Source organism: Kitasatospora sp. NPDC043950 (assembly GCF_056435345.1).
Genome location: NZ_JBWKER010000029.1, coordinates 51,391 through 73,499 on the forward strand (window position 1 = coordinate 51,391; position 22,109 = coordinate 73,499).

Genomic DNA, 22,109 nt, shown 5'->3' on the forward strand with positions numbered 1-22,109 from the left:
GTGCTCAGCCACTGGCGGGGCCCCGTCGCGGCTGGTCAGGGGCGTGCTCGGCGCGGCGTTTCGGGTGGCTCGCCCGAGCCCGCGTCCGTATCGTCCGATGGGTGACCGAACCCGTGCCGCCGCGCCAGACCCCCGACCAGCCCTGGCGGTCCGAGGGCGCCCCGCCCCCGCCGCCGCCCCGCCGCCGGATGCCCGGCGGCTGGATGGGACTCGCCCTCACCGCGCTCGTGGTGTTCCTGATCTCCGACCTGCTGCTGTCCTTCTTCGGCAACGCCGGCGCCACCACGATCTCCTACACCGAGTTCAACAACCAGCTGAACAAGGGCAACATCACCAAGATCTACTCCAAGGGCGACGCGATCGAGGGCACCCTCAAGAGCGCCCAGCCCAAACCGGACGGCGGCAAGGGCGACTACACCGACTTCGCCACCCAGCGGCCGTCCTTCGCCAACGACAACCTGTGGACCACGCTGCAGCAGCAGGGCGTCGAGGTCACCGCCACCTCCCCGGTGGTCCAGCAGCGCAGCTTCCTCGCCAACCTGCTGATCTCGCTGGCCCCCATGGTGCTGCTGATCCTGATCTGGGTGCTGCTCGCCCGCCGGATGGCCGGCGGGCTGGGCGCCGGCGCGCTCGGCCGCAAGGCCCCGCCCAAGCCGGTCACCGCCGACCAGGGCAAGCGCACCACCTTCGCCGACGTGGCCGGCATCGACGAGGTCGAGGCCGAACTCACCGAGGTGGTCGACTTCCTGAAGAACCCGCAGCAGTACCGCAGGCTCGGCGCCAAGATGCCGCGCGGCGTGCTGCTGAGCGGCCCGCCCGGGACGGGCAAGACCCTGCTCGCCAGGGCCGTCGCCGGCGAGGCGGACGTGCCGTTCTTCTCCGCCTCCGCCTCCGAGTTCATCGAGATGATCGTCGGCGTCGGCGCCAGCCGGGTCCGTGAACTGTTCGCCGAGGCCCGCAAGGTCGCCCCGGCGATCATCTTCATCGACGAGATCGACACCATCGGCCGCCAGCGCGGCGCGGGCGGCGGCATGGGCGGGCACGACGAGCGCGAGCAGACGCTCAACCAGATCCTCACCGAGATGGACGGCTTCACCGGCTCCGAGGGCGTCATCGTGATCGCCGCGACCAACCGCGCGGACGTGCTCGACCCGGCGCTGCTGCGCCCCGGCCGGTTCGACCGGCGGATCACCGTCAGCCCGCCCGACCGGGACGGCCGCGCCGCCATCCTGCGCATCCACACCCGGACCGTCCCGCTGGCCGGCGACGCCGACCTCACCCGGCTGGCCAAGGTCACCCCCGGGATGACCGGCGCCGAACTCGCCAACCTGGTCAACGAGGCCGCCCTGCTGGCCGTCAAGCGCAAGCAGGACGCGGTGAACGAGCGGGACCTCTCGGACGCCCTGGAGAAGGTCCAGCTCGGCGCCGTCCGGCCGCTGGTGATGCCGCAGGAGGAGCGCGAGCGCACGGCCTACCACGAGAGCGGGCACGCGCTGCTGGGCATGCTGCAGCCCGGCGCCGACCCCGTCCGCAAGATCACCATCGTGCCGCGCGGCCGGGCGCTCGGCGTCACCCTGTCCACTCCGGAGAACGACCGCTACTCGTACACCGAGCCCTACCTGCGCGGCCGGATCATCGGCGCGCTCGGCGGGATGGCGGCCGAGCAGGTGGTCTACGGGGTGATCACCACCGGGGCGGAGAGCGACCTGGAGCAGGTCACCAACATCGCCCGCGGGATGGCCGGCCGGTGGGGGATGAGCGAGCGGGTCGGGCGGCTGACCGCGGTGCCCGCCGACCCGCAGGGCGCCTACGGGCTCTCCGCCGCGCCGACCACCCTCGACGCGGTGGACGAGGAGGCCCGGCGGATCGTCGCCGAGTGCTACGAGGACGCGGTGCGGCTGCTGACCGAGCAGCGGGCCCGGCTGGACGCGCTGGCGGCGGCGCTGCTGGAGGGGGAGACGCTGGACGAGGAGCAGGCGTACCGGGCGGCCGGGGTGCCGCGGAAGGGCTCCGGCTCCGACCAGAAGTCGCTCGACCAGGCGTGAACCGGCGGGCCGGGGGCGCTCGCCGCGCTGGCGGGCGCCCCCGGTTTCGTCGTTGCCGGATCTGTTGTCGCCCGGGGCCGTTCCGATCGCCGCCGGGGGTCTCGTTCCCAGTGCCGTCGGGGTCTCGTTCCGGGCGTCGCCGTGGGCCCCGTTCCCAACGCCGTCGGGGTCGGCCGCCGCCAGCCGCTACCGGGGCCGTTCGGCGATCAGGTAGCGGAAGACGTTCTCCATCCGGACCGAGCCGTCCGCGCGCAGGTACGGCTGCAGCGCCTCCTCCAGCTCCTTGGCGACCAGCGACGCGCCGGAGAACTCCTCGGCCGCCTCGAACAGACCGGTGGAGAGCAGGCCGCGCACCGCGCTGTCCAGGTCCGCGTAGGCGAACGGGCAGCTCACCCGCCCGCTGCCGGCCGGGCGCAGGCCGGCCGGGGCGAGCAGGTCCTCCAGCGTGCCGGGCGTGCTCAGCTCGAACGGGTCGCGCGCGGTGGTCCGGCCCGCCCGCCGACGCGCCACGTCCAGCACCGGGGCGCTCTGGCAGCGCTCCGGAGGGCCCCAGGCGGCCAGCACCACGTGCCCGCCCGGGAGGGTCAGCCGGGCGGCCTCGACGACCACCGCACCCGGCTCGGCGCAACCGGGCAACTGCTCGAACACCGTCACCAGCGAATGGGCCGAGCGGGGGACGGCAGCGGTCGGCCGGGCCCCCGCGCACACCCGCAGCCGACGGTCATGGGCCAGCTCGCGCAGCTCGTCCCGCGGCTCCTGGCCGGTGACCTGGGCACCGCGCCCGGCGGCGAGCAGCAGCGCCAGTCCGGACCGGCAGCCCAGGCCCAGCACGCTGGTCGCCGGGCCGACCTCCAGCCGGTCGTGGACCGCCTCGTAGAGCGGCACGAGCATGCGCTCCTGGATCTCCGCCCAGTCGCGCGCCCGCGCGGGCCGCGCCGCCCCGGGCTGCGGGTGGTGCGGTCGTGCGCCTGTCGGTCGTACGGTCGTGCCGGTCGTCCGAGCTGAAGCCATCGCGGCCTCCCATCCGGTCCTTCGGTGTGCTGCTACGGCTCCCCCAAAGTCCCGCCCCACTCCAGCGAACAGCGGGTCGGGCCCGGCGTCCAGAGGGGTGCAGGGTGGTGCGCGCGTGTCGCGGTCGTGCGCCCCCTGCGGTCGGCGGGTGCCGCCTCCTGCCGCCGGCGGGTGCGCGGTCGCCCGTCCGGCGGGTGCGGCGGTCGTCCGTCCGGCGGCCGCGGGCGTGTTATCGATTCGAAGTCAGGGGGCCGCGCCCCGTACCATTCGGGCCATGGCTAAGGCACCCGTTCTCACCCCTCAGGCGGAAGACTTCCCGCGCTGGTACCAGGACCTCATCAACAAGGCCGAGCTGGCCGACAACGGTCCGGTGCGCGGCACCATGGTCATCCGACCGTACGGCTACGGCCTGTGGGAGCGGATGCAGCAGGAGATGGACGCGCGGATCAAGAAGGCCGGCGCGCAGAACGCCTACTTCCCGATGTTCATCCCGCAGTCCTACCTGACCAGGGAGGCCGAGCACGTCGAAGGCTTCGCCCCCGAGCTCGCGGTGGTCACCCACGGCGGCGGCAAGCAGCTCGACGAGCCGGTCGTCGTCCGGCCCACCTCCGAGACGATCATCAACGAGTACTTCTCGAAGTGGGTGCAGAGCCACCGCGACCTGCCCCTGCTGATCAACCAGTGGGCCAACGTGGTCCGTTGGGAGCTGCGCCCGCGCGTCTTCCTGCGCACCACCGAGTTCCTCTGGCAGGAGGGCCACACCGCCCACGCCACCTACGAGGACGCCCGCGCGTACGCGTCGATGATCCACACCCAGGTCTACGGCGACTTCATGACGAACGTGCTCGGCATCGACGTCGTGCTCGGTCGCAAGACGGCCAAGGAGCGGTTCGCCGGCGCCATCAACACCCTCACCCTGGAAGGCATGATGGGCGACGGCAAGGCGCTGCAGATGGGCACCAGCCACGAGCTGGGCCAGAACTTCGCCAAGGCGTTCAACACGACCTACCAGCTCCAGGGCGGCGAGCGCGAGCACGTCTGGCAGACCTCGTGGGGCGTCTCGACCCGCATGGTCGGCGGCCTGATCATGTCCCACGGCGACGACAACGGCCTGCGGGTGCCCCCGCGACTGGCCGCCGTCCAGGCCGTCGTGCTCGCCATCAAGGGCGACGACGCGGTCATCGCCAAGGTGCGCGAGATCGGCGCCACGCTGGAGGCCGCCGGTGTCCGGGTGGTCGTCGACGACCGCACCGACACCCCGTTCGGCCGCCGCGCGGTGGACTGGGAGCTCAAGGGCGTGCCGCTGCGCATCGAGGTCGGCCCGCGCGACCTCGAGAACGGCACCGCGATGCTGGCCCGCCGGATCCCCGGCGGCAAGGAGCCCGTCTCCATCGACTCCCTGGCCGCGCTGGTCCCGGGCATCCTGGAGGAGGACCAGGCGCTGCTGCTGCGCCAGTCCCGCGAGCGCCGCGAGGCCCGTACCGTCGACGTCAAGACCATCGAGGAGGCCGCCGAGGCCGCCGCGACCGGTTGGGGCCGGATCTCCTGGGCCGACCTCGGCCCGGAGGGCGAGGCCAAGCTGGCCGAGCAGGGCGTTTCGGTGCGCTGCATTGTCGCGGCCGACGGCTCGGTGCCGCTGGCGGACGACCAGGACGGCAATATCGCGATCGTGGCCCGCGCGTACTGATGCCTGTTACCAGCAGGTAATGACCGTTGCCGGCGACATTTGCCCGGAATGCGGATGAGTAAGAATCCGGTAACTGTCCGAGGGGCGCCCCGACCGCGGACATCCCTACTGGCCGGTCAACTGCCGGTATTAACGCAATAGCGGTACGGTGTACGGCCCGTGGCCCTGTCAACTCGACGGGTCCACGGGCCGTACGTCCAGGGGGCGACAGCCCGCCCCCGGACGGAATTCACGAGGCCCGCCGAGCTGCGGCGAGCCGAAACCGGCAGGGGGTTGGTCTTGCGTCAGATCCGGAACGCGCAATTCGCGCGCGACCATGCATTCCTGGGAGTTTCCTGGGAATTCCCGAAGAACGAGAACATGCGGAACATCGGCTCGCACTCCATCGTTGGTCTAGCGTGAGCACGACACAGCCCCTCGTCCTCGCGGCCGAACTGGCCGCCGCCTGGAGTGACATCCAGGCCCACCACCAGGACCTCCCCGACCTGGCCTCGCCCGAGGCCCTGATCGGCGAATCCTCCTCGGCCTGTGGCACCCGGCTCGGTTTCGAGCGGCTCCTCCACGAGGCTGCCCACGGTCTGGCCGCGGCCCGGGACATCCGGGACACCTCGCGAGCCGGCCGCTACCACAACCGGCGCTTCCTGCTGCTCGCCTCCGAGCTCGGACTGGCGCACCCGGTCGAACCGCACGCGAGCAGCGGCTTCTCCCAGGTGACCATGCTCAAGGAGACCCAGGAGCGCTACGCGGAGACCATCGAGCGACTGGACCGCGCCCTCGGCGCGCACCAGGAGGCGGTGGCCGGCGACGGTACGACGCGGGCCTTCCGCGGCCCGGCCGCCCGGCACGGCTCCTCCGGGGGCGGCGTCCGGGTCAAGGCGGTGTGCGGCTGCGGACGGAACGTCCGGGTCGTGCCGTCGGTGCTCGCCCAGGCGTCCATCGTCTGCGGCGCGTGCCAGCAGCCGTTCAAGATCTCGTGACCGATCGGTCCACCGGACCGGGAGATCGTTAGACCGGAACACCAGAAGACGGGGAAGGCCGGCGGACGGCTGTGCGGGCAGCGGATCCGGCCGGAGCGAGCGGTACATCGGTGAGTTCGTGGGCGGACCGGGAGCGAGGGCTCCCGGTCGCGCCTTGTGGACGGGCCTGCGGAGGCGGTCGGGGGGCGGCCTCCGGAGGGTCGTGCGCGGCCCGCGGACGGCCGGGCGCGCCGCTGGGGCACGGCTGGGTGCGCGGCCGGGGTACGGCTGGGATGCAGCCGGGATGCCTCCTGCGGATGGCCGAGCGAAGGCGGTTCGCGCCGGTATGGCAGAATGGACAGCTGAGTACTCGGCAGCCGAGCAGGACCCCTCTCTCCTACGGCTGGCGTGTCCCTTGAACGGCCCACGGCGCAACCCCACGCGACGGCGCGGCCGCTCACCCACGTCAACACCAGGAGAATCCACTCCCGTGGCAGTCAAGATCAAGCTCAAGCGTCTCGGCAAGATTCGCTCCCCGCACTACCGCATCGTCGTCGCCGACTCGCGCACCAAGCGTGACGGCCGCGCGATCGAGGAGATCGGCATCTACCAGCCGACCTACAACCCCTCGAAGATCGAGGTCGACACCGACCGGGCCCAGTACTGGCTGTCCGTCGGCGCCCAGCCGACCGAGCCGGTGCTCGCCATCCTCAAGCTGACCGGCGACTGGCAGAAGTTCAAGGGCCTCCCGGCCCCGGCGCCGCTGCTGGTCGCCGAGCCCAAGGTCGAGGACTTCTCGCACCTGTTCGCGAAGGCCGTCGCCGGCTTCGAGGACGCCACCACCGGTGTTGCCATCACCCCGAAGGCCAAGAAGTCGGACAAGGTCGAGGCTGAGGCCGACGCCGCCGCCGAGGCCTGAGCGTGATCGAGGACGCCCTCGACCACTTGGTGAAGGGCATCGTCGAGCACCCCGACGAGGTGCAGGTGCGCTCGCGCAACCTGCGTCGGGGCAACACCATCGAGGTGCGAGTGCACCCCGATGACCTCGGCAAGGTGATCGGCCGGGGTGGCCGCACGGCGCGCGCACTGCGCACCGTGGTCGGCGCCCTCGGCGGTCGCAACGTCCGGGTCGACCTGGTCGACGTGGACAACATTCGCTGACGCAGCTGCTCGTTCAGCCGTCAGGGCTTGTGAGGCCGGCCGGGACGCATGTCGTCCCGGTCGGCCTTTCGCGTTTCTCGCGCTTCCCGCATTCCGTCCCGCTTCAGGAACTCCAGGAGAACGATCACCGTGCAGCTCGTCGTCGGCAAGATCGGCCGCGCCCACGGCATCAGGGGGGACGTCAGCGTCGAGGTCCGTACCGACGAGCCGGAGCTCCGGCTCGGCCCCGGTGCCGTCCTGTTCACCGACCCCGCGTCGGTGGGCCCGCTGACCATCGAGTCCGGCAAGGTGCACAGCGGCCGGCTGCTGCTGCGCTTCGCCGGCGTCAAGGACCGCAACGCGGCGGAGGCGCTGCGGGGCACGCTGCTCATCTCCGAGGTCGACCCGGAGGAGAGCCCCGAGGACCCGGAGGAGTACTACGACCACCAGCTGATCGGCCTGGACGTGGTGCTGCTCGACGGCACCCTCGTCGGCGAGCTGACCGAGGTCGTCCACCTGCCGTACCAGGACCTGCTCACGGTGGAGAAGGCCGACGGGACGGAGGTGCTGGTGCCCTTCGTCCGCCAGATCGTGCCGACCATCGACCTGGAGAACCAGCGTGCCGTGATCACCCCGCCGGTCGGCCTGATCGAACCCGAGCAGGCCGAGGTCGCCCGTGGTGCCTCCGCCGAGGGCGAAGACGCCGAGGATGCTGAGGGTGTCGAGGGCGCCGAGGGTGCGGCCGGCGCCAAGGGCGCCAAGGGCGCGGAGGGGTCGGAGTGACGGTGGAGGAGGGCGTCGCGCAGGTCCAGGACGGGATGCGGATCGACGTCGTCTCGATCTTCCCCGAGTACCTGGAACCGCTGAACATCTCGCTGGTCGGCAAGGCCCGCTCCCGCGGCCAGCTGGACGTGCACGTCCACGACCTGCGCGAGTGGACCCACGACGTGCACCGGACCGTGGACGACAGCCCGTACGGCGGCGGCCCCGGCATGGTGATGAAGCCCGAGCCGTGGGGCGAGGCGCTGGACGCGGTGGTCGCCGGCGGGCCCGAGGGTCAGCTGCCGACGCTCGTCGTGCCCACCCCCAGCGGGCGGCCGTTCACGCAGGAACTCGCCCAGGAACTGGCGAGCCGCCCGTGGCTGGCGTTCACCCCCGCCCGGTACGAGGGCATCGACCGGCGGGTCATCGAGGAGGCGGCCACCCGGATGCCGGTGGTCGAGGCCTCGATCGGCGACTACGTGCTGGCCGGCGGCGAGGTCGCCGTGCTGGTGATGGTCGAGGCGATCGCCCGGCTGCTGCCCGGGGTGCTCGGCAACGCCGAGTCCCACCGGGACGACTCCTTCGCGCCCGGTGCGATGGCCGACCTGCTGGAGGGCCCGGTCTACACCAAGCCCGCCGAATGGCGCGGCCGGACCGTGCCGGACGTGCTGCTCAGCGGAAACCACGGCCGGATCGCCCGCTGGCGGCGGGAACAGGCCTTCGCCCGGACCCTGGCGAACCGCACCGACCTGGTCGAGCGCTGGCGCTACGGAGCCTTCGACAAGAAGGACCGGGAGGCGCTCAGCATCCTCGGCCTGGCCTGGGACGAGGAGCTCGGCCGATTTCGGTCCGTGGCCGTCGGTGTGGAAGAATAGGCCGCTGCTGTCTGTTGCTGGGCCCCCTTCGTAGGGGCCACGTGGACCGGCGCCCTCGCCACGGGGGGATCGTCGTCAGCCGATGCGGCCCGCAGCAAACCCCATTGTGACGAACTTCCGTGGGCGGCCCGTGGCGCCTGCGATGGAGAGCAACATGAGCAACAAGCTCGCTGCTGTCGACGCGGCCTCGCTGCGTAGCGACATTCCGGCCTTCCGCGCCGGTGACACCCTGAAGGTCCACGTCCGGGTCATCGAGGGCAACCGCTCCCGCGTCCAGGTCTTCCAGGGCGTCGTCATCCGCCGCCACGGCGCCGGCGTCGGTGAGACCTTCACCGTTCGCAAGGTCAGCTTCAACGTCGGCGTGGAGCGCACCTTCCCGGTGCACACCCCGGTCGTCGAGAAGATCGAGGTCGTGACCCGCGGTGCGGTTCGCCGCGCCAAGCTGTACTACCTGCGTGACCTCCGCGGCAAGGCCGCGAAGATCAAGGAGAAGCGCGACCGCTGATCCACCGTCCCCCGGCCTCGCCGGGGGATCGGATCGCTCTGAGGGGCCGGGCCGCCGCACGGTAAGCTCAGCCCCCGATGAGCACGCACGAACCACCCGCGGACCGCGACGGCAGTCCCGTACCCACCGGTGCGGACTCGCTGTCGCGGTCCGCGGTCGTTTCGGGGGCCGTCCCGGGGCCCGGTGGGGAGGGATCCGGCCCCGGTGGGGACCCGCGGGCGGACGCCGGGGGTGCGCCGGAGGGCGAGGCCGCTTCCGAGGACGAGGACGCACCAGAGGGTGAGAACGCGCCGGAGGGCGAGCGTGCACCGGAAGGTGGGGGCGTGCCGGAAGGTGAGCGCGCGCCGGGGGATGAGGATCCGGGCCACTCGCGCTCGCGGGACCTGTTGCTGCTCGTGGGGATCTGCCTGCTGGCCCTGCTGCTGGTGAACGCCTTCGTCGCGCGCCCGTTCTCGGTGCCGTCCGGTTCGATGGAGGAGACCCTGCGACCGGGCGACCGGTTGATCGCGAACCAGCTCGCTTATGCCTTCGGCGGCCACCCCCAGCGGGGCGACGTCGTGGTCTTCGACGGGACGGGCTCCTTCCTGCCGGGGTCGGGCGGGCCGACCGGCTTCTGGGACGGGCTCAGCTCGCTCGGCCGGGACCTCGGGCTGGCCCCGGCCGGGAACACGGTCTACGTCAAACGGGTGATCGGCGTCGGCGGGGACCGGGTGACCAGCACCGGCCCGGGCGGGCCGATCACCGTCAACGGGGTGCCGATCGACGAGTCCTCCTACCTGGCCCCGGGGGACCAGCCGTCGAGCGTGGCCTTCGACGTGGTGGTGCCGACCGGCAAGCTCTGGGTGATGGGGGACCACCGCAGCGCCTCCCGTGACTCCCGCGACCACCTCGGCGAGCCCGGCGGCGGCTTCGTGCCCGAGAGCAGGGTGATCGGCCGGGCGGACTGGGTGGTCTACCCGTTCTCGCGCTTGACCGGCCTGGACCGGCCCGCAGCCTTCGCCGCGACTGCGGGGACGGGCGGTCATGGGGAGCAGAGGTAGCAGGGGCAGGGGCCGGGTGGCGGACCGCCCGGCTCCGGAGCCGGGCGCCGGCGGACCGGTCGGCGCCGGATCCGCAGGTGCCGGACCTGCGGAGGCCGGACGTGTGAAGGCCAGACGTGTGGATGCCGGGCGTGTGGAGGCCGATCCCGCGAGTGGCGGATCTGACGGTGCCGGACCAGGAGACGCCTCCCCCGGGGGTGCGGGCCCAGCCGTGGTGCTGCCGGTCCGGGGCCGGGCCGATCGCCGCCGCAGCGCCCGACGCGCGGCCCGGCGGCGCAAGCGGTCGCTGCTGAGGGAGTTCCCGCTGATCATCGTGGTGGCGTTGCTGGTCGCGCTGGTGATGAAGACCTTCCTGCTCCAGGTGTTCGTGATTCCCTCCGGCTCGATGGAGCAGACCATCCAGGTCGGGGACCGGGTGCTGGTGGACAAGCTGACCCCCTGGTTCGGCAGCGAGCCGCAGCGCGGCGACGTGGTGGTGTTCAAGGATCCGGGCGGTTGGTTGGAGGGCGACCACAAACCGTCCGGCGACGGTCCGGTGCTGGGGGCGGCCAAGCAGGTCCTCACCTACGTCGGGCTGCTGCCGTCGGACAGCGAGCAGGACTTGATCAAACGGGTCATCGGCGTCGGCGGGGACACCGTGGAGTGCTGCGATACGCAGGGCCGGTTGAGCGTCAACGGCACGCCGGTGGACGAGCCGTACCTCGCGCCCGCCAACCCGCCGTCCCGGCAGCCCTTCAAGGTGCGGGTGCCGCAGGGCCGGCTCTGGGTCATGGGCGACCACCGGGACGTGTCCGCCGACTCCCGCTTCCACATGGGGAACCCGGGGCAGGGGACCATCCCGCTGAGCGGTGTGGTCGGCCGGGCCTTCATGAACGCCTGGCCGCTGGACCGCCTCCATCAACTTGGCGTGCCGAGTTCACTCTCCTCGTTGGCCCGGGTTCCGCAGGCGCGCGGAACTGCGCCGGAATCCGTGGGCGTTGGGCCGGTTCCGATGGAACCTCCGCTCGTTATGGGTGTGTTGGGCATCCTTCCGGCCGTCGTTCGCCGGCCAGGGCGGCCGCCCGAGTGAGCCGGGCCGGGCGTCTCGCGGCCGGGCCGCGCGCGTGGGACCGCGAGCCGGATGCCTTGGAGTGATAGAGAAGTGCAGGTGCGGCCGGGAGGTCCCGGTCGTGCGTCGAGGCTGTGCTGGTGTCAGGGGAGCCCGCGATGGGCAGTCCCGAAGCGTCCATGGTCGTGGTGAGCGTGGTGCCCGCTGTGCGGCACTGTGAGCGCGGGCGCGCGGGCGTCCGCACAGCAGGGAGGAGACGTTGTGGGGGATGTGGTGATCGGCGCCCGCTCAGGTGCCGGCGAGCCCGAGGGCTCTGGCGGTCGAGCGGCCCGGTCCGCCGAGTCCGGTGCGTCCTCGGCCTCGGTCGAGGACGCGGCGGCCCAGACCGCCGACGAGCATGGCGACGGGACGGAGGGCCCCACCGGGGGCTCTTCGGAGTCCCACCGGCCCGACGTCGAGTCGGCGGACCAGTCGGAGTCGCAGGCCCCCGGCAAGCAGCGCAAGCAGCGTTCCTTCTGGAAGGAACTGCCGATCCTGGTCGGCATCGCGCTGGTCCTGGCGCTGGTGATCAAGACCTTCTTCGTCCAGGCCTTCTCCATTCCGTCGGAGTCGATGCAGAACACGTTGCAGGTCGGTGACCGTGTCCTGGTGGACAAGCTGACCCCCTGGTTCGGAGCGGAGCCCGAGCGCGGTGAGGTCGTGGTGTTCCACGACCCGGGCGGCTGGCTGAACGACGAGCCGACCCCGCAGAGCAGCAACTCCTTCGTCCGGGGCGTCCAGGACGTGCTCAGCTTCGTCGGTCTGATGCCGTCGGCCAACGAGAAGGACCTGATCAAGCGGGTCATCGCGGTCGGCGGGGACACCGTCGAGTGCCAGGGCACCGGGCCGGTGAAGGTCAACGGTGTCGCGCTCAACGAGCCGTACGTCTACCAGGGCAACACCCCCTGCGGTGACCACCCGTTCGACCCGGTGAAGGTGCCCAACGGCCGGATCTGGGTGATGGGCGACCACCGCGCCGACTCGCTGGACTCCCGCTTCCACATGGACCAGCCGGGTGGCGGCACCGTTCCGGTGGGCAACGTGATCGGGCGGGCCTTCGTCGTGGCCTGGCCGGTCGGCCACTGGTCGACGCTCTCGGTGCCGAACACCTTTGACCAGAAGGGTCTGGCGGCGGCCGCGCCTCTGGCGCCTCCCGTGGCCGGCGCGGTGGGCGCGGTCGCGCTGCTTCCGCTGGTGCGTCGGGTGCGGGAGCGGAGGGACGGCCGGAAGGACTCCTGAGCTCCACCGGGTTCTCCCCAGCCCTTGCGCGGGCCGTGGTACCGACGAGTAATCTGCTCGGACGTGCCACGGCCCGTCGGCTTTTCCGCCGGTGCCCCCGGCGTGCCAGTGGTGTTCTCCGGTCGGCCAGAGGTGGACGGATTCGATGAGCGGTGTCGTTGATCAGACGGCCGACCACCCGGCTTCGCTCGCCCGTCCGGGCCGCCGGCCCGCGGCGGTGCTGCAGGGCGTCGCGATCGCGCTCGGGCTGGTGCTGATGATCGGCGGCTTCGCCTTGATCGCGATCGACTACCGGCCGTACAGCATCCCGACCGCCTCGATGTCCCCCACGCTTCGGATCGGGGACACCGTGCTCGCCCGGAAGATCGACGGCGGGGCCGTCGGCCGGGGGGACGTCGTGGTCTTCCGGGACCAGGACTGGGGTGGCGAGCTCATGGTCAAGCGCGTGGTCGCGGTCGGCGGGGACACCGTCGCGGCCACCGGCAACGACCACCGGCTGACGGTCGACGGACAGACGGTGGAGGAGCCGTACTTCGCGGCGCAGGGTCCGCAGGGCTCCTCGTTCAGCGTCACGGTGCCGCCGGGGCGGCTGTTCCTGCTCGGCGACAACCGGTTGGGCTCGCTCGACTCCCGCACCCACCTGGAGGTCGACGGCGGGACCGTCCCGGCCGGCGCGGTGGAGGCCAGGGTCGAGGCCACCATGATGCCGTTCGGCCGGGTGGGCGACCTCGGCCGGACCGCGGCCTTCGACGGGCTTCCCGGACCGAAGGCCGGTGCGCCCGGGCCGCTGCAACCGGCCGCCTTCGCGACCGTTGCGGGCGCGGCGCTGATCCTCGTGACTTCGGCGGTGGGCGGGGTGGCGGGCCTGGCCCGCCGGCTCAGCCGGGGGCGCAGCTCCTGATCGCGGTCGTCGCGGCCCGGGCCGCTCTGCCGAACATCGCCCCGGACGGCGGCGCCGGGTGGCAGGATCGGTAGCGCCACCGATGCGAACGGAAGGAGCGTGGAGCGCTGCCATGACGGCACAACGGCGCAGGGCGGCGCGGATCCTGCTGCTGGACGGGCAGGACCGCATCCTTCTCTTCCTGGGCTCCGACCCGGCGACGCCGGGGGAGGCGTGGTGGTTCACGCCCGGCGGCGGCTTGGAGCCCGGGGAGGACGTGCGGGAGGCCGCCGCGCGGGAACTCGCGGAGGAGACCGGCCTGCGGGGTGTGGACCTGGGGCCCTTGGTGGCGTACGGCACGGTGTCGTTCTCCTTTCAGGGACGGCGTTACGAGCAGGATCAGTGGTTCCATCTGGCCCGGACCACGGAGACGGGGCTCGACCACTCGGGGATGGGCGAGGAGGAACACGCCCAGCTGCTCGCGGCGCGCTGGTGGACGGTCGAGGAGCTGAGGGGGACCGCCGAGACGGTCTACCCGGCCGGATTGGCGGACTTCCTGGAGCGACTGCTGGCCGAGGGCCCGCCGGTCGCCCCGGTACGGCTCTGAGCGTGGGTGCGGTGGTCCACAATGGGTGGACGTGACAAGTTGAGGGGACGCCTGGATGAGTGCCGAAGATCTCGAGAAGTACGAGACCGAGATGGAGCTCAAGCTCTACCGGGAGTACCGGGACGTCGTCGGCCTGTTCAAGTACGTGATCGAGACCGAGCGACGGTTCTACCTCACCAATGACTACGAGCTGCAGGTGCACTCGGTGCAGGGCGAGGTCTTCTTCGAGGTGTCGATGGCGGATGCGTGGGTCTGGGACATGTACCGGCCGGCCCGGTTCGTCCGTAAGGTCCGGGTGCTGACCTTCAAGGACGTGAACATCGAGGAACTCGCGAAGAGCGATCTGGAGCTGCCCTCGGACGAGTCCGGCTTCGGGAACTGACGTTGGACTGCTCGGACCGGCGTTGTCCAGCGGAATTTCGCGCGATCGGGGCGTCTCACTCCTGCGGGTGACAAAAGTTATCCACAGGCTCGAGTTATCCACAGGGAACCGGAAATCCCCGGCCCCGCCGTGCGCGACGGTGCAACCTCCACGGCGGAGGTGGTCACCGTGCAGAACACGATCACGCAGGACCAGGCCGTACCGGGTGCGGCCGTACTGGACCAGGCCGCAGCGGCCGCAGCCGTGCGGGACGGCACGAAAGACGACACGAGGGACGGAACCGGACCGGGCCCGGGCCGCAGTGCCGGCGGCCGCAGTACCAACAACGGGCTCGGCCGCTACGGCGAGCGGGTCGCCGCCCGCCGTCTCACGGAGGCCGGGCTCCGCATCCTGGACCGCAACTGGCGCTGTGTCGAGGGTGAGTTGGACATCGTCGCCCTCGACGGCGACACCGTGGCGGTCTGCGAGGTGAAGACCCGCTCCGAGCGGGGCTTCCAACAACCCAGCGAGGCCATCGGCCAGGCCAAGGCCGCCCGGTTGCAACGCCTGGCGGAGCGCTGGATGGCCGAACGCTGGCCGGGCCACTTCGCGCGGCTGGCCGGTCCCGGGTACGACCCCGGGCCCACGGACCCGCACTGGCCGCCCGCTCCGCCCGGGGGCGTGCGGATCGACCTGGTGGCCGTGGTCAACCGGGCCCGGGGTGCGGCCCTGGTCGACCACCTGCGGGGGGTGGTCTGAGATGGCCTTCGCCCGTACCTGTTCCGTCGCGCTGGTCGGCGTCGACGGAGTGATCGTCGAGGTCCAGGCCGACCTGGAGCCCGGGGTGGCCGCGTTCACCCTGGTCGGCCTGCCCGACAAGGCGCTGTCCGAGGCCCGCGACCGGGTGCGCGCGGCCGTGGTCAACAGCGGTGAGGCCTGGCCGCAGCGCAAACTGACCGTCGGGCTCAGTCCGGCCTCGGTGCCCAAGAGCGGCAGTGGCTTCGACCTCGCGGTGGCCTGTGCCGTCCTGGCCGCGGCCGAGCGGCTCGACCCTTCCTCCATCGCCGAGCTGCTGATCATCGGCGAACTGGGGCTGGACGGCCGGGTGCGGCCGGTCCGCGGGGTGCTGCCGTCTGTGCTGGCCGCAGCCGACGCGGGATACCAGCGGGTCGTGGTCGCGGAGCAGACCGCGCCCGAGGCCTCGCTTGTCCCGGGCGTGACCGTGATCGGCGTCCGCAGCCTGCGGCAGCTGATCGCCGTCCTGACCGGCGCGCCCGCGCCGGAGGAGCCGCCCGACCCGATCGGCGGCCGGCCGGATCCGCTGATGGCCGGCCTGATGCTGCCCAGCGCCGGCGTCCGGGGACTGTCCGACGACAAGTCGGCGCGCCTCGACCTGGCCGACGTGGCCGGACAGTACGAGGCCCGGCGCGCCCTGGAGATCGCCGCCGCCGGAGGTCACCACCTGTACCTCAAGGGCCCACCGGGTGGTGGGACATACTGTCCGAGATACAGGAGGACAAGTGCCCAACCCCATACGTGCGGCCATCTACCTGCGGCTTTCCCGTGACGCAGAGGACAGCACGTCCATCGCATCGCAGGAGCAGGACTGCCGAGACTTCTGCCGGCTTCGAGGCTGGGAAGTCGTGCAGGTTGCGAGTGACGTTGACGTGTCTGGGTCCATCCGGCCGGAGGACCGTACTGGTTTTGGTGAAATCCTAGACAACCTGTCCGGCGTTGATGTGGTGGTCGCCCGGTCCGTTGACAGGTTCTCGCGGGTCACGGCCCACTTCGCTGGACTGGTCGAGACACTGACCAGCGAAGGCGCAACGCTTGCGGACGTTCATGGGCAGGTTGACCTGACCAGCCCCTACGGCAAGTTCGTCACCACCATCATGGTTGCCTTCGCTGAGATGGAACGGGAGACGATCAAGGCCCGAATCCTGCGGTCGCGCGGCGAGCTGAGGCGTCAGGGACGTTGGCTCGGTGGTGCCGCGCCGTATGGCTTCCGGTTGGTCGAGAAGGACGGCGGAAAGGTTCTCGACCGGGACGACTACGCCGCTGGAGTCCTTGGCAATGTGGTCGCCCGCATCACCAAGGGTGTGACCCTCTCTCAGGAGATCGACCGGCTGACCAGCAGCAGCGAGGCTTCCCCGGGCACGTATCGAAAGATCACGCGGGGTGAGTGGCACCCGCCGATGGTCTGGGAAGCGTGGACGTACTCCGCTCTGTATCAGCTCCTCCGATCTGAGGTTCTGCGCGGGTACCGGGTGGTCGGGAAGCGCTCGGAGCGTCGCGCGGTCCGTGATGAGTTCGGCGCACCCGTCAGGGTCGGCCCTGCGCTGGTGGACGATGAGACGTGGTACGCACTACAAGACGCACTGGACCGGGCAGGGCAGACCAACAGGCGTCCCCGGCGTAAGGCGACCCTCCTGCTCCACGTCGCGTGGTGCGCCGACTGCGATGACACGCTGTATTACAACTCCCGCGTGTACAAGGGGAAGACGCTTGACCTCTACACCTGCGAGGCAGCCCGCAACAAGCGAGTGCGGGATCAGGGGCGCTGCTCCGGCATCTCCGTCAACGCTGCCCGCCTTGAGAAGCAGGTTGAGGAATGGCTCCTGACTCGCTTCGGACGCATGGACATGAGGGTTCAGCGCCGGGTCGGCGGGGGCAACGACCGCAGGGTCAAGCTCGACCAGCTCAGGGCTGACATTGACGCGCTGGCCGCTGACCTGGCAGGGCTCAGGGGCGCATCGAGGGCTGCCGTCCTTCGACAGCTTGAAGCCCGGCAGGAAGCCCTAGAAGAGATTGAGGCTGAGCCGGAGGTCCCGGAGCGCTGGGAGTGGGTTTCTACCGGCCGAACGGTGGCTCAGGAGTGGGAAGCGCGCGACGTAGCGGAGCGGCGTTTGATGCTGTTGGAGTTCAAGATCAGGGCAGCGATAGCCCCGGCATACGGACGTAGGGCCTGGAACCCTGAGCGCGTGCAGGTGGGCCGGTACGTCGAAGACCCCGAGGCTGAGATTCTGGAAGCCATAGCCCGCGAAGAACTCATGTAGCCCCCTGGCCGCCCCGTAGCGGCCTCCCTAGCCCCGTCAGGCTCCCCGTGGGTCCGGCGGGGCTTCTTCGCGCCCGCAGACGGCCGTGCAGCCGTTCGGCTCGCACCAGCCTGGCTGTGCTGCTCGCCGGCCTGCCCCGGGAAATCCGGTGGTGGGTTGTTCAGCGTTCCTGGCAGCGTGTGTGACCTGCGGGATTGCTGTCGGGGGCGCCGGTTAGGGTCACGTGTGACACCCGCACTTCGGTCACGGTTTCGTCGGGGGTATGACGAACTGTCGTTTGGGGGGTGGGGTCTGCTATGCGCTGCTTTGCTTCTTTGCCCCCGGTTGGCTGTGCGGCCCTGGCCCTTGCGGTTGCTGGCCTGTGGCGCCCTCGCCGAGACGCTTCATGATCAACAAAAATGGAAAGGCGGGTTCGCTTGTCGGCCCTTGAAGAGACACGCGCGACATGCTCAGAGTGTGGCGCTCCACGCCCCCGCACTGACCGTGCGACGTGCGGTGCGGCGCTGTGTGGCGAGTCGGCCCGGTTGCAGGTTGCTGCCCGTCGTGCGCGTGAGGCGGTGCGTGCTGCCGTCGGTGCTCCCCGTTGCTACCGCTGCGACCAACCGCACGGTCGGGAGGCGTGGGCGCAGTACTGCGTGCCGTGCGCCAGGGAGGTGGACGAGTCACGTCGGGCCGACCGCCGGAAGCTGGCGGAGAACAGGCGCGAGAAGGCTGCCGAGAAGCCCTGTCAGGGGCCGAAGTGCTCGAATCCGGTGGGGCTGTCGGCGAACAATGACCGGTCCTACTGCTCGGAGCAGTGCCGCCGTGCCGCTGAGCATGTGCGCAAGCGTGCCCGGACCAAGCGTGAGCCGGTGCCGTGCCGTCGCTGCGGGAAGCCAGTGGTTCTCAAGTTCCGTGATGGGGTTTGCAGTTCATGTCAGACGGTGCAGCGCACGGTAGCCCGCCGGGTCACGCTGCAACGGAAGGTGCGTGCCGCGCATGGGGATGCCGGGTGCTTCCACTGCTCCGCCCCGCTGCCCGAAGGGGGCGTGATTGATCACCTGGAGCCCATATCGCGGGGTGGTCTCTCGACCGTGGCGAACATGCGCGTGGTCTGTGTGCTCTGCAACGCGTCGAAGAAGGATCAGCTGTTGGACGAGTGGTCGCCGCCGCATCTGACGGTGACCGCCACCCTTCCCCCTGGGGGTGGACTCCCCTCCCTCGCTTGTTGATCGCTGCGCCATAGGTGGCGCCGGTACCAACTCGTAGCCCCCGCCCGCTTCCTTGGGCGCCCCCTTGTAGCCCCTGAGACGCCCCGGTACGGCTCTGAGCCTGCCGGGGCTTTCTCCTTCCCGCGCACGGGCGTTCAGGGGTTGGACAGCGCGACACCCCGGCGCAGGCTCAGGAAGTCCGTGCCGGGGTGTGATGCCAATCAAGGCGAGCTGCGACTACTCCCGGTCGTCCAGGTCGTCCTGGATGTCGTCGAACTGCTGCTGGCTCCGCTGCCTGGCCTCCTCGGCGTGCTGCTTGAGACGCTCCTGCTGCTCCTTGGGCAGGCTGCCCTCAGCTGTTGCACCCTTGTCGGCCTGCTTCTCGTCCTTGATGCCCATCGGGTTACTCCATTCAGTCAGAGGGGGTCGATCCCCCGGCCACCGTGGCATGGCCGAGCGCGCCCCTGCATTCGGAACCGGCCAATAACGCCCGTTCGGGGTAAGCCCCCGCTATGCCAGGGGGCCCACGCATGGGTTCTGAGAGGAGGCATCGCGTGCCCCACTGGCAAGGCAGCGACCGGGCCAGGTGCCTGCCGCGTGACTGGCCGGCCCTCCGTTTGCCCATGGCACCCTTGAAAGTCGCTCAGCGGCCCCTTTGAAGCCGGAAGGGCCACCGATCCTCATTGAGAGTCGGTGGCCCCTGTGTTCTGCCTGCTGCGGTCTACTCGGCGGTTAGCGCCCGGTGCACGGTGCCCTTGCCGACCCCGAGGGCCTTGGCAATCTCTCCGTAGGACTCTCCGGCGGCCTTGCGGCGCTGTGCAGCGGCGAGCATGTCCGGGGTCATGGCCTTGGGTCGTCCGCCGGTTCGCCCCTGCGCCTTGGCGGCTTCGAGACCGGCGCGAGTGCGGTCCTGAATCAGGCTGCGCTCAAACTCGGCCATAGCGCCGACCACCTGGAGCATGAGCCGTCCGTCCGGCGTGTTCGGGTCGATGCTGGCCAGTGCGCCGGTCAGGACCTTGAAGCCGATCCCGCGCGCCGTGAGGGCGTCCACGGTGGTCACAAGGTCGATGAGCGAGCGGGCGAATCGGTCGAGCTTCCAGACGACCAGGGTGTCACCGGGGCGGAGGTAGTCCAGAGTGGCGGCAAGCTCGGGCCGGTCGGTGTTCTTGCCGCTGGCTTTGTCGGTGAAGATCCGGGTGCAGCCGGCTTCGGTCAGCGCGTCGTGCTGGAGCTGCGCGTCCTGGTCGTCGGTGGAGACTCGGGCGTAGCCGATCAGGTGGCCGGTGGTCTTGTTCGTCGTCATGCCCCGATCGTTCCAAAACTCGTTCCGAAACTCAAGGGGTTTCGGGCATGTTCTGGGACGACTTTTGGAACAGATCTGAGCCCCGATCAGGGGTTCGGCGTGACCGTTCCACTAACCATCGTTTGTGGAACGCTCGGCGACCGTGACGCTCAGCTACGCCCGGCCGTCCGTGCGGTCCAGCTCCATGAACCGTTCGGCGAACACCCGCTCTGCTGCCCATGCCTCTGCGCGGGCTCGCTGGAGTCGGTCAGTGGCCGGTGCGCCGATCGGGATTTCGTCCTCGACTCGCGTCAGGATGGCGTGCGCCTGAGCCATGCGCCGCCGAGCCAGGGAGAGCTGACCATCGTGGTACCAGGTAGGTGCGTTCATGCCGCTGATGATGGCAGCCGGCACTGACTGTTGGTGCCATCCCAGGGGGGTGACTCCCCTCCTCCTCCGCTTCTGAGCGGCAGGGAGAGAAAACTCTCGCATGGCTGATCAGAGCGTTTGCGCGGGAGCTTGGCGGGGCGTAGGCGCTGCGGAAGTTCGGCGCCGTGCTGCTCGGCGATCCCGGCCCCAGCTCGCCGCACGCACGCTAGGTGTGGTGCCGTTTTTTTGCTGGTCAGTGGGGTACCGGGGGGTGGGTCAATCTCTGGGCGCATGAGCCTTGGGGACCCGGCCCCCATGCCCGCGCACGCCGCCGCGAATTTATGACCGGGGGGTATCGGCGGTCCGGCTGACCTTTCCTGTCTTGGAAAGCCCTGGTCCTTGACGATGGTCCCGGCGTCTCGGGAGCATCGAACGAGACAGGAACCACTTACGACGCAAGGGGGCACATGATGCTGCGCTGGCTGTCCGGGGAAGGGTCCTGCAACGATGGGACGTGCCCAACGCTGTGGGGCACCGAGGAGGGGAAGTACGTGGTTCAGGGTTACGTGATCACTGACCCGGCGCGACTGGCGGAGCTGAACTTGCCCGCAGGTGAGTCGGCGGTCGAGGTCCCCGAAGCGGTGCTGGATAACTACTTCCGCACGCGACTGGAGGCGCACCTCCGTGCTCAGGGGTGAGGACTTCGGCCGACTGTTTCAGACATTCGATCGGACGGCGTTCCGATTGGAGACGCTGGCCGAGTATGACGTGGACGCAGAGCGACAGGAATTCTCCGACTTCCTGGCAGGCAAAGGACTGCCAGCGAAGCGCTCAGATAATCCATGGGTGCGATCCATGACTGACCTCGGAAAGCAGGTTGGCCGAGTGCACGTCCTCAGCTCTCCGCTGAGCGACTACTTGCGCTATCAGATGGCTTCGTATCCCGGCAACATCAAGGCCGGGGAGTCCATCGGAATCATCGACACGGCACGACAGGCTGTCGCTGGGCTGCCAAATCACGACTTCTGGCTGTTCGATGACGCCCGGATCTACCGAATGCACTATACCGAGGCCGGACAGTTTATTGGCGGCGAGTTGCTGCCGGATGACCGGCTGGACGAGTATCGCCGGTATCGGGATATTGCCCTGGCTCATGCCGTGCCCTTCGCGGATTACGTGGCCGCTTGAGCGAGGAGCAGCAGCACAGCTTGGGGACGGCCCTGCGGGCACTTCGGATCGCTGCGGATAAGACCGCAGAGGCCATTGCCCGTAGGGCTTCCATGTCTCCGGCCAAGCTGTCGAAGATCGAGAATGGCCGAGTTCTGCCCACCGTGCAGGACGTAGAGCTGATCCTGACGGCAATCGGGGTGTCAGAGGCCGCCAAAGCGGAGTTCCTGGCCCAAGCCAGGTCGGCAGCCACAGAGGCCACGGCATGGCGTGAGCTGCGCCGCATGGGCCATTGGAAGCACCAGCAAGCCATCCGGGCCATAGAAGCCCAGACGGGCACTCTCAGGCTATTTCAGGGCCAGTTGATCCCTGGCCTACTCCAAAGCGCCGAATACGTCTCTGCGCTGTTCGCGATGAAGCCCGAGCTGACCGACGAAGCCAAGGTAAAATCTATTGCCGCACGACTTGAGCGGCAGACAGCGCTCTATGACGCGCGTAGGTCGTTTCATTTCGTGATCTGCGAACACGTGCTGCGCTGGCGCATTGGAGCGCCGGCCATTATGGGCACGCAGATGGATAGGCTTGTATCTCTGTCCAGGCTCCCCAATGTCACTATCGGAGTTGTACCTCTCGACCGACAGATGCCCAACTTCCCGATGACCTGTTTCAGTGCCCACGACGACCGGCTAGTGATTGTTGAGACGTTCCACTCAGAGGTCACCACGCGTGACCCGAGGGACGTTCAGGTATACCTCTCGACCTTTGCTCAGTTCGACGCCGTAGCTGTCCACGGGAACGAGATGCGGGCCATGATTGAGGGCATCCGAGACGAGTTCTTTCGGTAACAGGA

General features: G+C 70.1%; 24 protein-coding genes and 1 pseudogene. 21 read left to right on the forward strand and 4 right to left on the reverse strand.

Annotated features, from left to right (window positions below):
- The first annotated feature begins 101 nt into the window (after nucleotides 1-101).
- A complete protein-coding gene (gene ftsH / locus AC07BF_RS20540) occupies nucleotides 102-2,045 on the forward strand; it encodes an ATP-dependent zinc metalloprotease FtsH (protein ID WP_363585735.1) in 1,944 nt (647 codons plus the stop codon).
- Nucleotides 2,046-2,231: 186 nt separating this feature from the next.
- On the opposite strand, the gene AC07BF_RS20545 is transcribed toward ftsH, so the two are convergent.
- On the reverse strand, nucleotides 2,232-3,056 hold the full coding sequence (locus AC07BF_RS20545) for a class I SAM-dependent methyltransferase (protein WP_400806205.1): 825 nt from the start codon (nucleotides 3,054-3,056) through the stop codon (nucleotides 2,232-2,234).
- 274 nt (nucleotides 3,057-3,330) lie between these two features.
- Between AC07BF_RS20545 and proS the strand changes: the two genes are divergently transcribed.
- The 17 genes and pseudogenes from proS to AC07BF_RS20630 all read left to right on the forward strand — a co-directional run bounded on the left by proS (nucleotide 3,331) and on the right by AC07BF_RS20630 (nucleotide 18,462).
- Nucleotides 3,331-4,743 carry a proline--tRNA ligase gene (gene proS, locus AC07BF_RS20550; protein WP_363585737.1) on the forward strand — a complete coding sequence of 471 codons (1,413 nt, stop codon included), beginning with the start codon at nucleotides 3,331-3,333 and terminating at the stop codon, nucleotides 4,741-4,743.
- Nucleotides 4,744-5,141: 398 nt separating this feature from the next.
- Nucleotides 5,142-5,720 carry a hypothetical protein gene (locus AC07BF_RS20555; RefSeq protein ID WP_063347677.1) on the forward strand — a complete coding sequence of 193 codons (579 nt, stop codon included), beginning with the start codon at nucleotides 5,142-5,144 and terminating at the stop codon, nucleotides 5,718-5,720.
- Nucleotides 5,721-6,189: 469 nt separating this feature from the next.
- A complete protein-coding gene (gene rpsP / locus AC07BF_RS20560) occupies nucleotides 6,190-6,618 on the forward strand; it encodes a 30S ribosomal protein S16 (RefSeq protein WP_063347676.1) in 429 nt (142 codons plus the stop codon).
- A 2-nt stretch (nucleotides 6,619-6,620) separates the two neighbouring features.
- Nucleotides 6,621-6,860 (forward strand): RNA-binding protein, encoded by a 240-nt coding sequence (locus tag AC07BF_RS20565; protein WP_030056773.1) that lies wholly within the window; start codon nucleotides 6,621-6,623, stop codon nucleotides 6,858-6,860.
- 129 nt (nucleotides 6,861-6,989) lie between these two features.
- Nucleotides 6,990-7,622 carry a ribosome maturation factor RimM gene (gene rimM / locus AC07BF_RS20570; RefSeq protein WP_478333707.1) on the forward strand — a complete coding sequence of 211 codons (633 nt, stop codon included), beginning with the start codon at nucleotides 6,990-6,992 and terminating at the stop codon, nucleotides 7,620-7,622.
- Nucleotides 7,623-7,657: 35 nt separating this feature from the next.
- The gene (gene trmD, locus AC07BF_RS20575; RefSeq protein WP_063351119.1) at nucleotides 7,658-8,476 is read left to right on the forward strand and encodes a tRNA (guanosine(37)-N1)-methyltransferase TrmD; all 819 of its coding nucleotides are present in this window, start codon (nucleotides 7,658-7,660) and stop codon (nucleotides 8,474-8,476) included.
- A gap of 154 nt (nucleotides 8,477-8,630) precedes the next feature.
- Nucleotides 8,631-8,981, forward strand: coding sequence for a 50S ribosomal protein L19 (rplS, locus tag AC07BF_RS20580; protein WP_063347674.1), 351 nt, complete (start codon nucleotides 8,631-8,633; stop codon nucleotides 8,979-8,981).
- A gap of 323 nt (nucleotides 8,982-9,304) precedes the next feature.
- A complete protein-coding gene (gene lepB, locus AC07BF_RS20585) occupies nucleotides 9,305-10,021 on the forward strand; it encodes a signal peptidase I (RefSeq protein WP_363631480.1) in 717 nt (238 codons plus the stop codon).
- A 211-nt stretch (nucleotides 10,022-10,232) separates the two neighbouring features.
- Nucleotides 10,233-11,090, forward strand: a complete 858-nt coding sequence (lepB, locus tag AC07BF_RS20590; protein ID WP_478333708.1) for a signal peptidase I — start codon at nucleotides 10,233-10,235, stop codon at nucleotides 11,088-11,090.
- A gap of 240 nt (nucleotides 11,091-11,330) precedes the next feature.
- Nucleotides 11,331-12,347: a signal peptidase I gene (gene lepB / locus AC07BF_RS20595; protein WP_478333709.1), complete on the forward strand. Its 1,017-nt coding sequence runs from the start codon at nucleotides 11,331-11,333 to the stop codon at nucleotides 12,345-12,347.
- A 145-nt stretch (nucleotides 12,348-12,492) separates the two neighbouring features.
- Nucleotides 12,493-13,248, forward strand: a complete 756-nt coding sequence (gene lepB, locus AC07BF_RS20600; protein WP_478333710.1) for a signal peptidase I — start codon at nucleotides 12,493-12,495, stop codon at nucleotides 13,246-13,248.
- A gap of 112 nt (nucleotides 13,249-13,360) precedes the next feature.
- A complete protein-coding gene (locus AC07BF_RS20605) occupies nucleotides 13,361-13,834 on the forward strand; it encodes an NUDIX hydrolase (RefSeq protein WP_363585743.1) in 474 nt (157 codons plus the stop codon).
- 55 nt (nucleotides 13,835-13,889) lie between these two features.
- Nucleotides 13,890-14,216, forward strand: a complete 327-nt coding sequence (locus AC07BF_RS20610; RefSeq protein WP_030056781.1) for a DUF2469 domain-containing protein — start codon at nucleotides 13,890-13,892, stop codon at nucleotides 14,214-14,216.
- Between the two features lie 168 nt (nucleotides 14,217-14,384).
- A complete protein-coding gene (locus tag AC07BF_RS20615) occupies nucleotides 14,385-14,954 on the forward strand; it encodes a YraN family protein (protein ID WP_363631477.1) in 570 nt (189 codons plus the stop codon).
- A 1-nt stretch (nucleotide 14,955) separates the two neighbouring features.
- A pseudogene (locus AC07BF_RS20620) lies at nucleotides 14,956-15,687 on the forward strand (magnesium chelatase domain-containing protein); the annotation flags it as partial.
- Nucleotides 15,688-15,715: 28 nt separating this feature from the next.
- Nucleotides 15,716-17,251: a recombinase family protein gene (locus AC07BF_RS20625; protein WP_478333711.1), complete on the forward strand. Its 1,536-nt coding sequence runs from the start codon at nucleotides 15,716-15,718 to the stop codon at nucleotides 17,249-17,251.
- A gap of 398 nt (nucleotides 17,252-17,649) precedes the next feature.
- Nucleotides 17,650-18,462, forward strand: a complete 813-nt coding sequence (locus AC07BF_RS20630; RefSeq protein WP_478333712.1) for an HNH endonuclease — start codon at nucleotides 17,650-17,652, stop codon at nucleotides 18,460-18,462.
- Nucleotides 18,463-18,678: 216 nt separating this feature from the next.
- Here the strand turns inward: AC07BF_RS20630 and AC07BF_RS20635 are convergent, their stop codons facing one another.
- The 3 genes from AC07BF_RS20635 to AC07BF_RS20645 form a co-directional block, all read right to left on the reverse strand.
- Nucleotides 18,679-18,840, reverse strand: coding sequence for a hypothetical protein (locus AC07BF_RS20635; protein WP_478333713.1), 162 nt, complete (start codon nucleotides 18,838-18,840; stop codon nucleotides 18,679-18,681).
- Between the two features lie 322 nt (nucleotides 18,841-19,162).
- The gene (locus tag AC07BF_RS20640) at nucleotides 19,163-19,744 is read right to left on the reverse strand and encodes a recombinase family protein (RefSeq protein WP_478333714.1); all 582 of its coding nucleotides are present in this window, start codon (nucleotides 19,742-19,744) and stop codon (nucleotides 19,163-19,165) included.
- A gap of 153 nt (nucleotides 19,745-19,897) precedes the next feature.
- Complete coding sequence (locus tag AC07BF_RS20645; protein WP_478333715.1) at nucleotides 19,898-20,113, reverse strand: hypothetical protein; 216 nt, start codon at nucleotides 20,111-20,113, stop codon at nucleotides 19,898-19,900.
- A 449-nt stretch (nucleotides 20,114-20,562) separates the two neighbouring features.
- Between AC07BF_RS20645 and AC07BF_RS20650 the strand changes: the two genes are divergently transcribed.
- From AC07BF_RS20650 to AC07BF_RS20660, 3 genes are read left to right on the forward strand one after another with little or no spacing between them, the layout of a single operon-like run.
- Entirely contained in the window at nucleotides 20,563-20,790 is a 228-nt protein-coding gene (locus tag AC07BF_RS20650; protein ID WP_400843047.1) for a hypothetical protein, read from the forward strand.
- Between the two features lie 46 nt (nucleotides 20,791-20,836).
- Nucleotides 20,837-21,280: a DUF6879 family protein gene (locus AC07BF_RS20655; RefSeq protein ID WP_400803970.1), complete on the forward strand. Its 444-nt coding sequence runs from the start codon at nucleotides 20,837-20,839 to the stop codon at nucleotides 21,278-21,280.
- On the forward strand, nucleotides 21,277-22,104 hold the full coding sequence (locus AC07BF_RS20660; protein WP_478333716.1) for a helix-turn-helix domain-containing protein: 828 nt from the start codon (nucleotides 21,277-21,279) through the stop codon (nucleotides 22,102-22,104). The genes AC07BF_RS20655 and AC07BF_RS20660 overlap by 4 nt, the downstream gene beginning before the upstream one ends.
- Nucleotides 22,105-22,109: the final 5 nt, after the last annotated feature.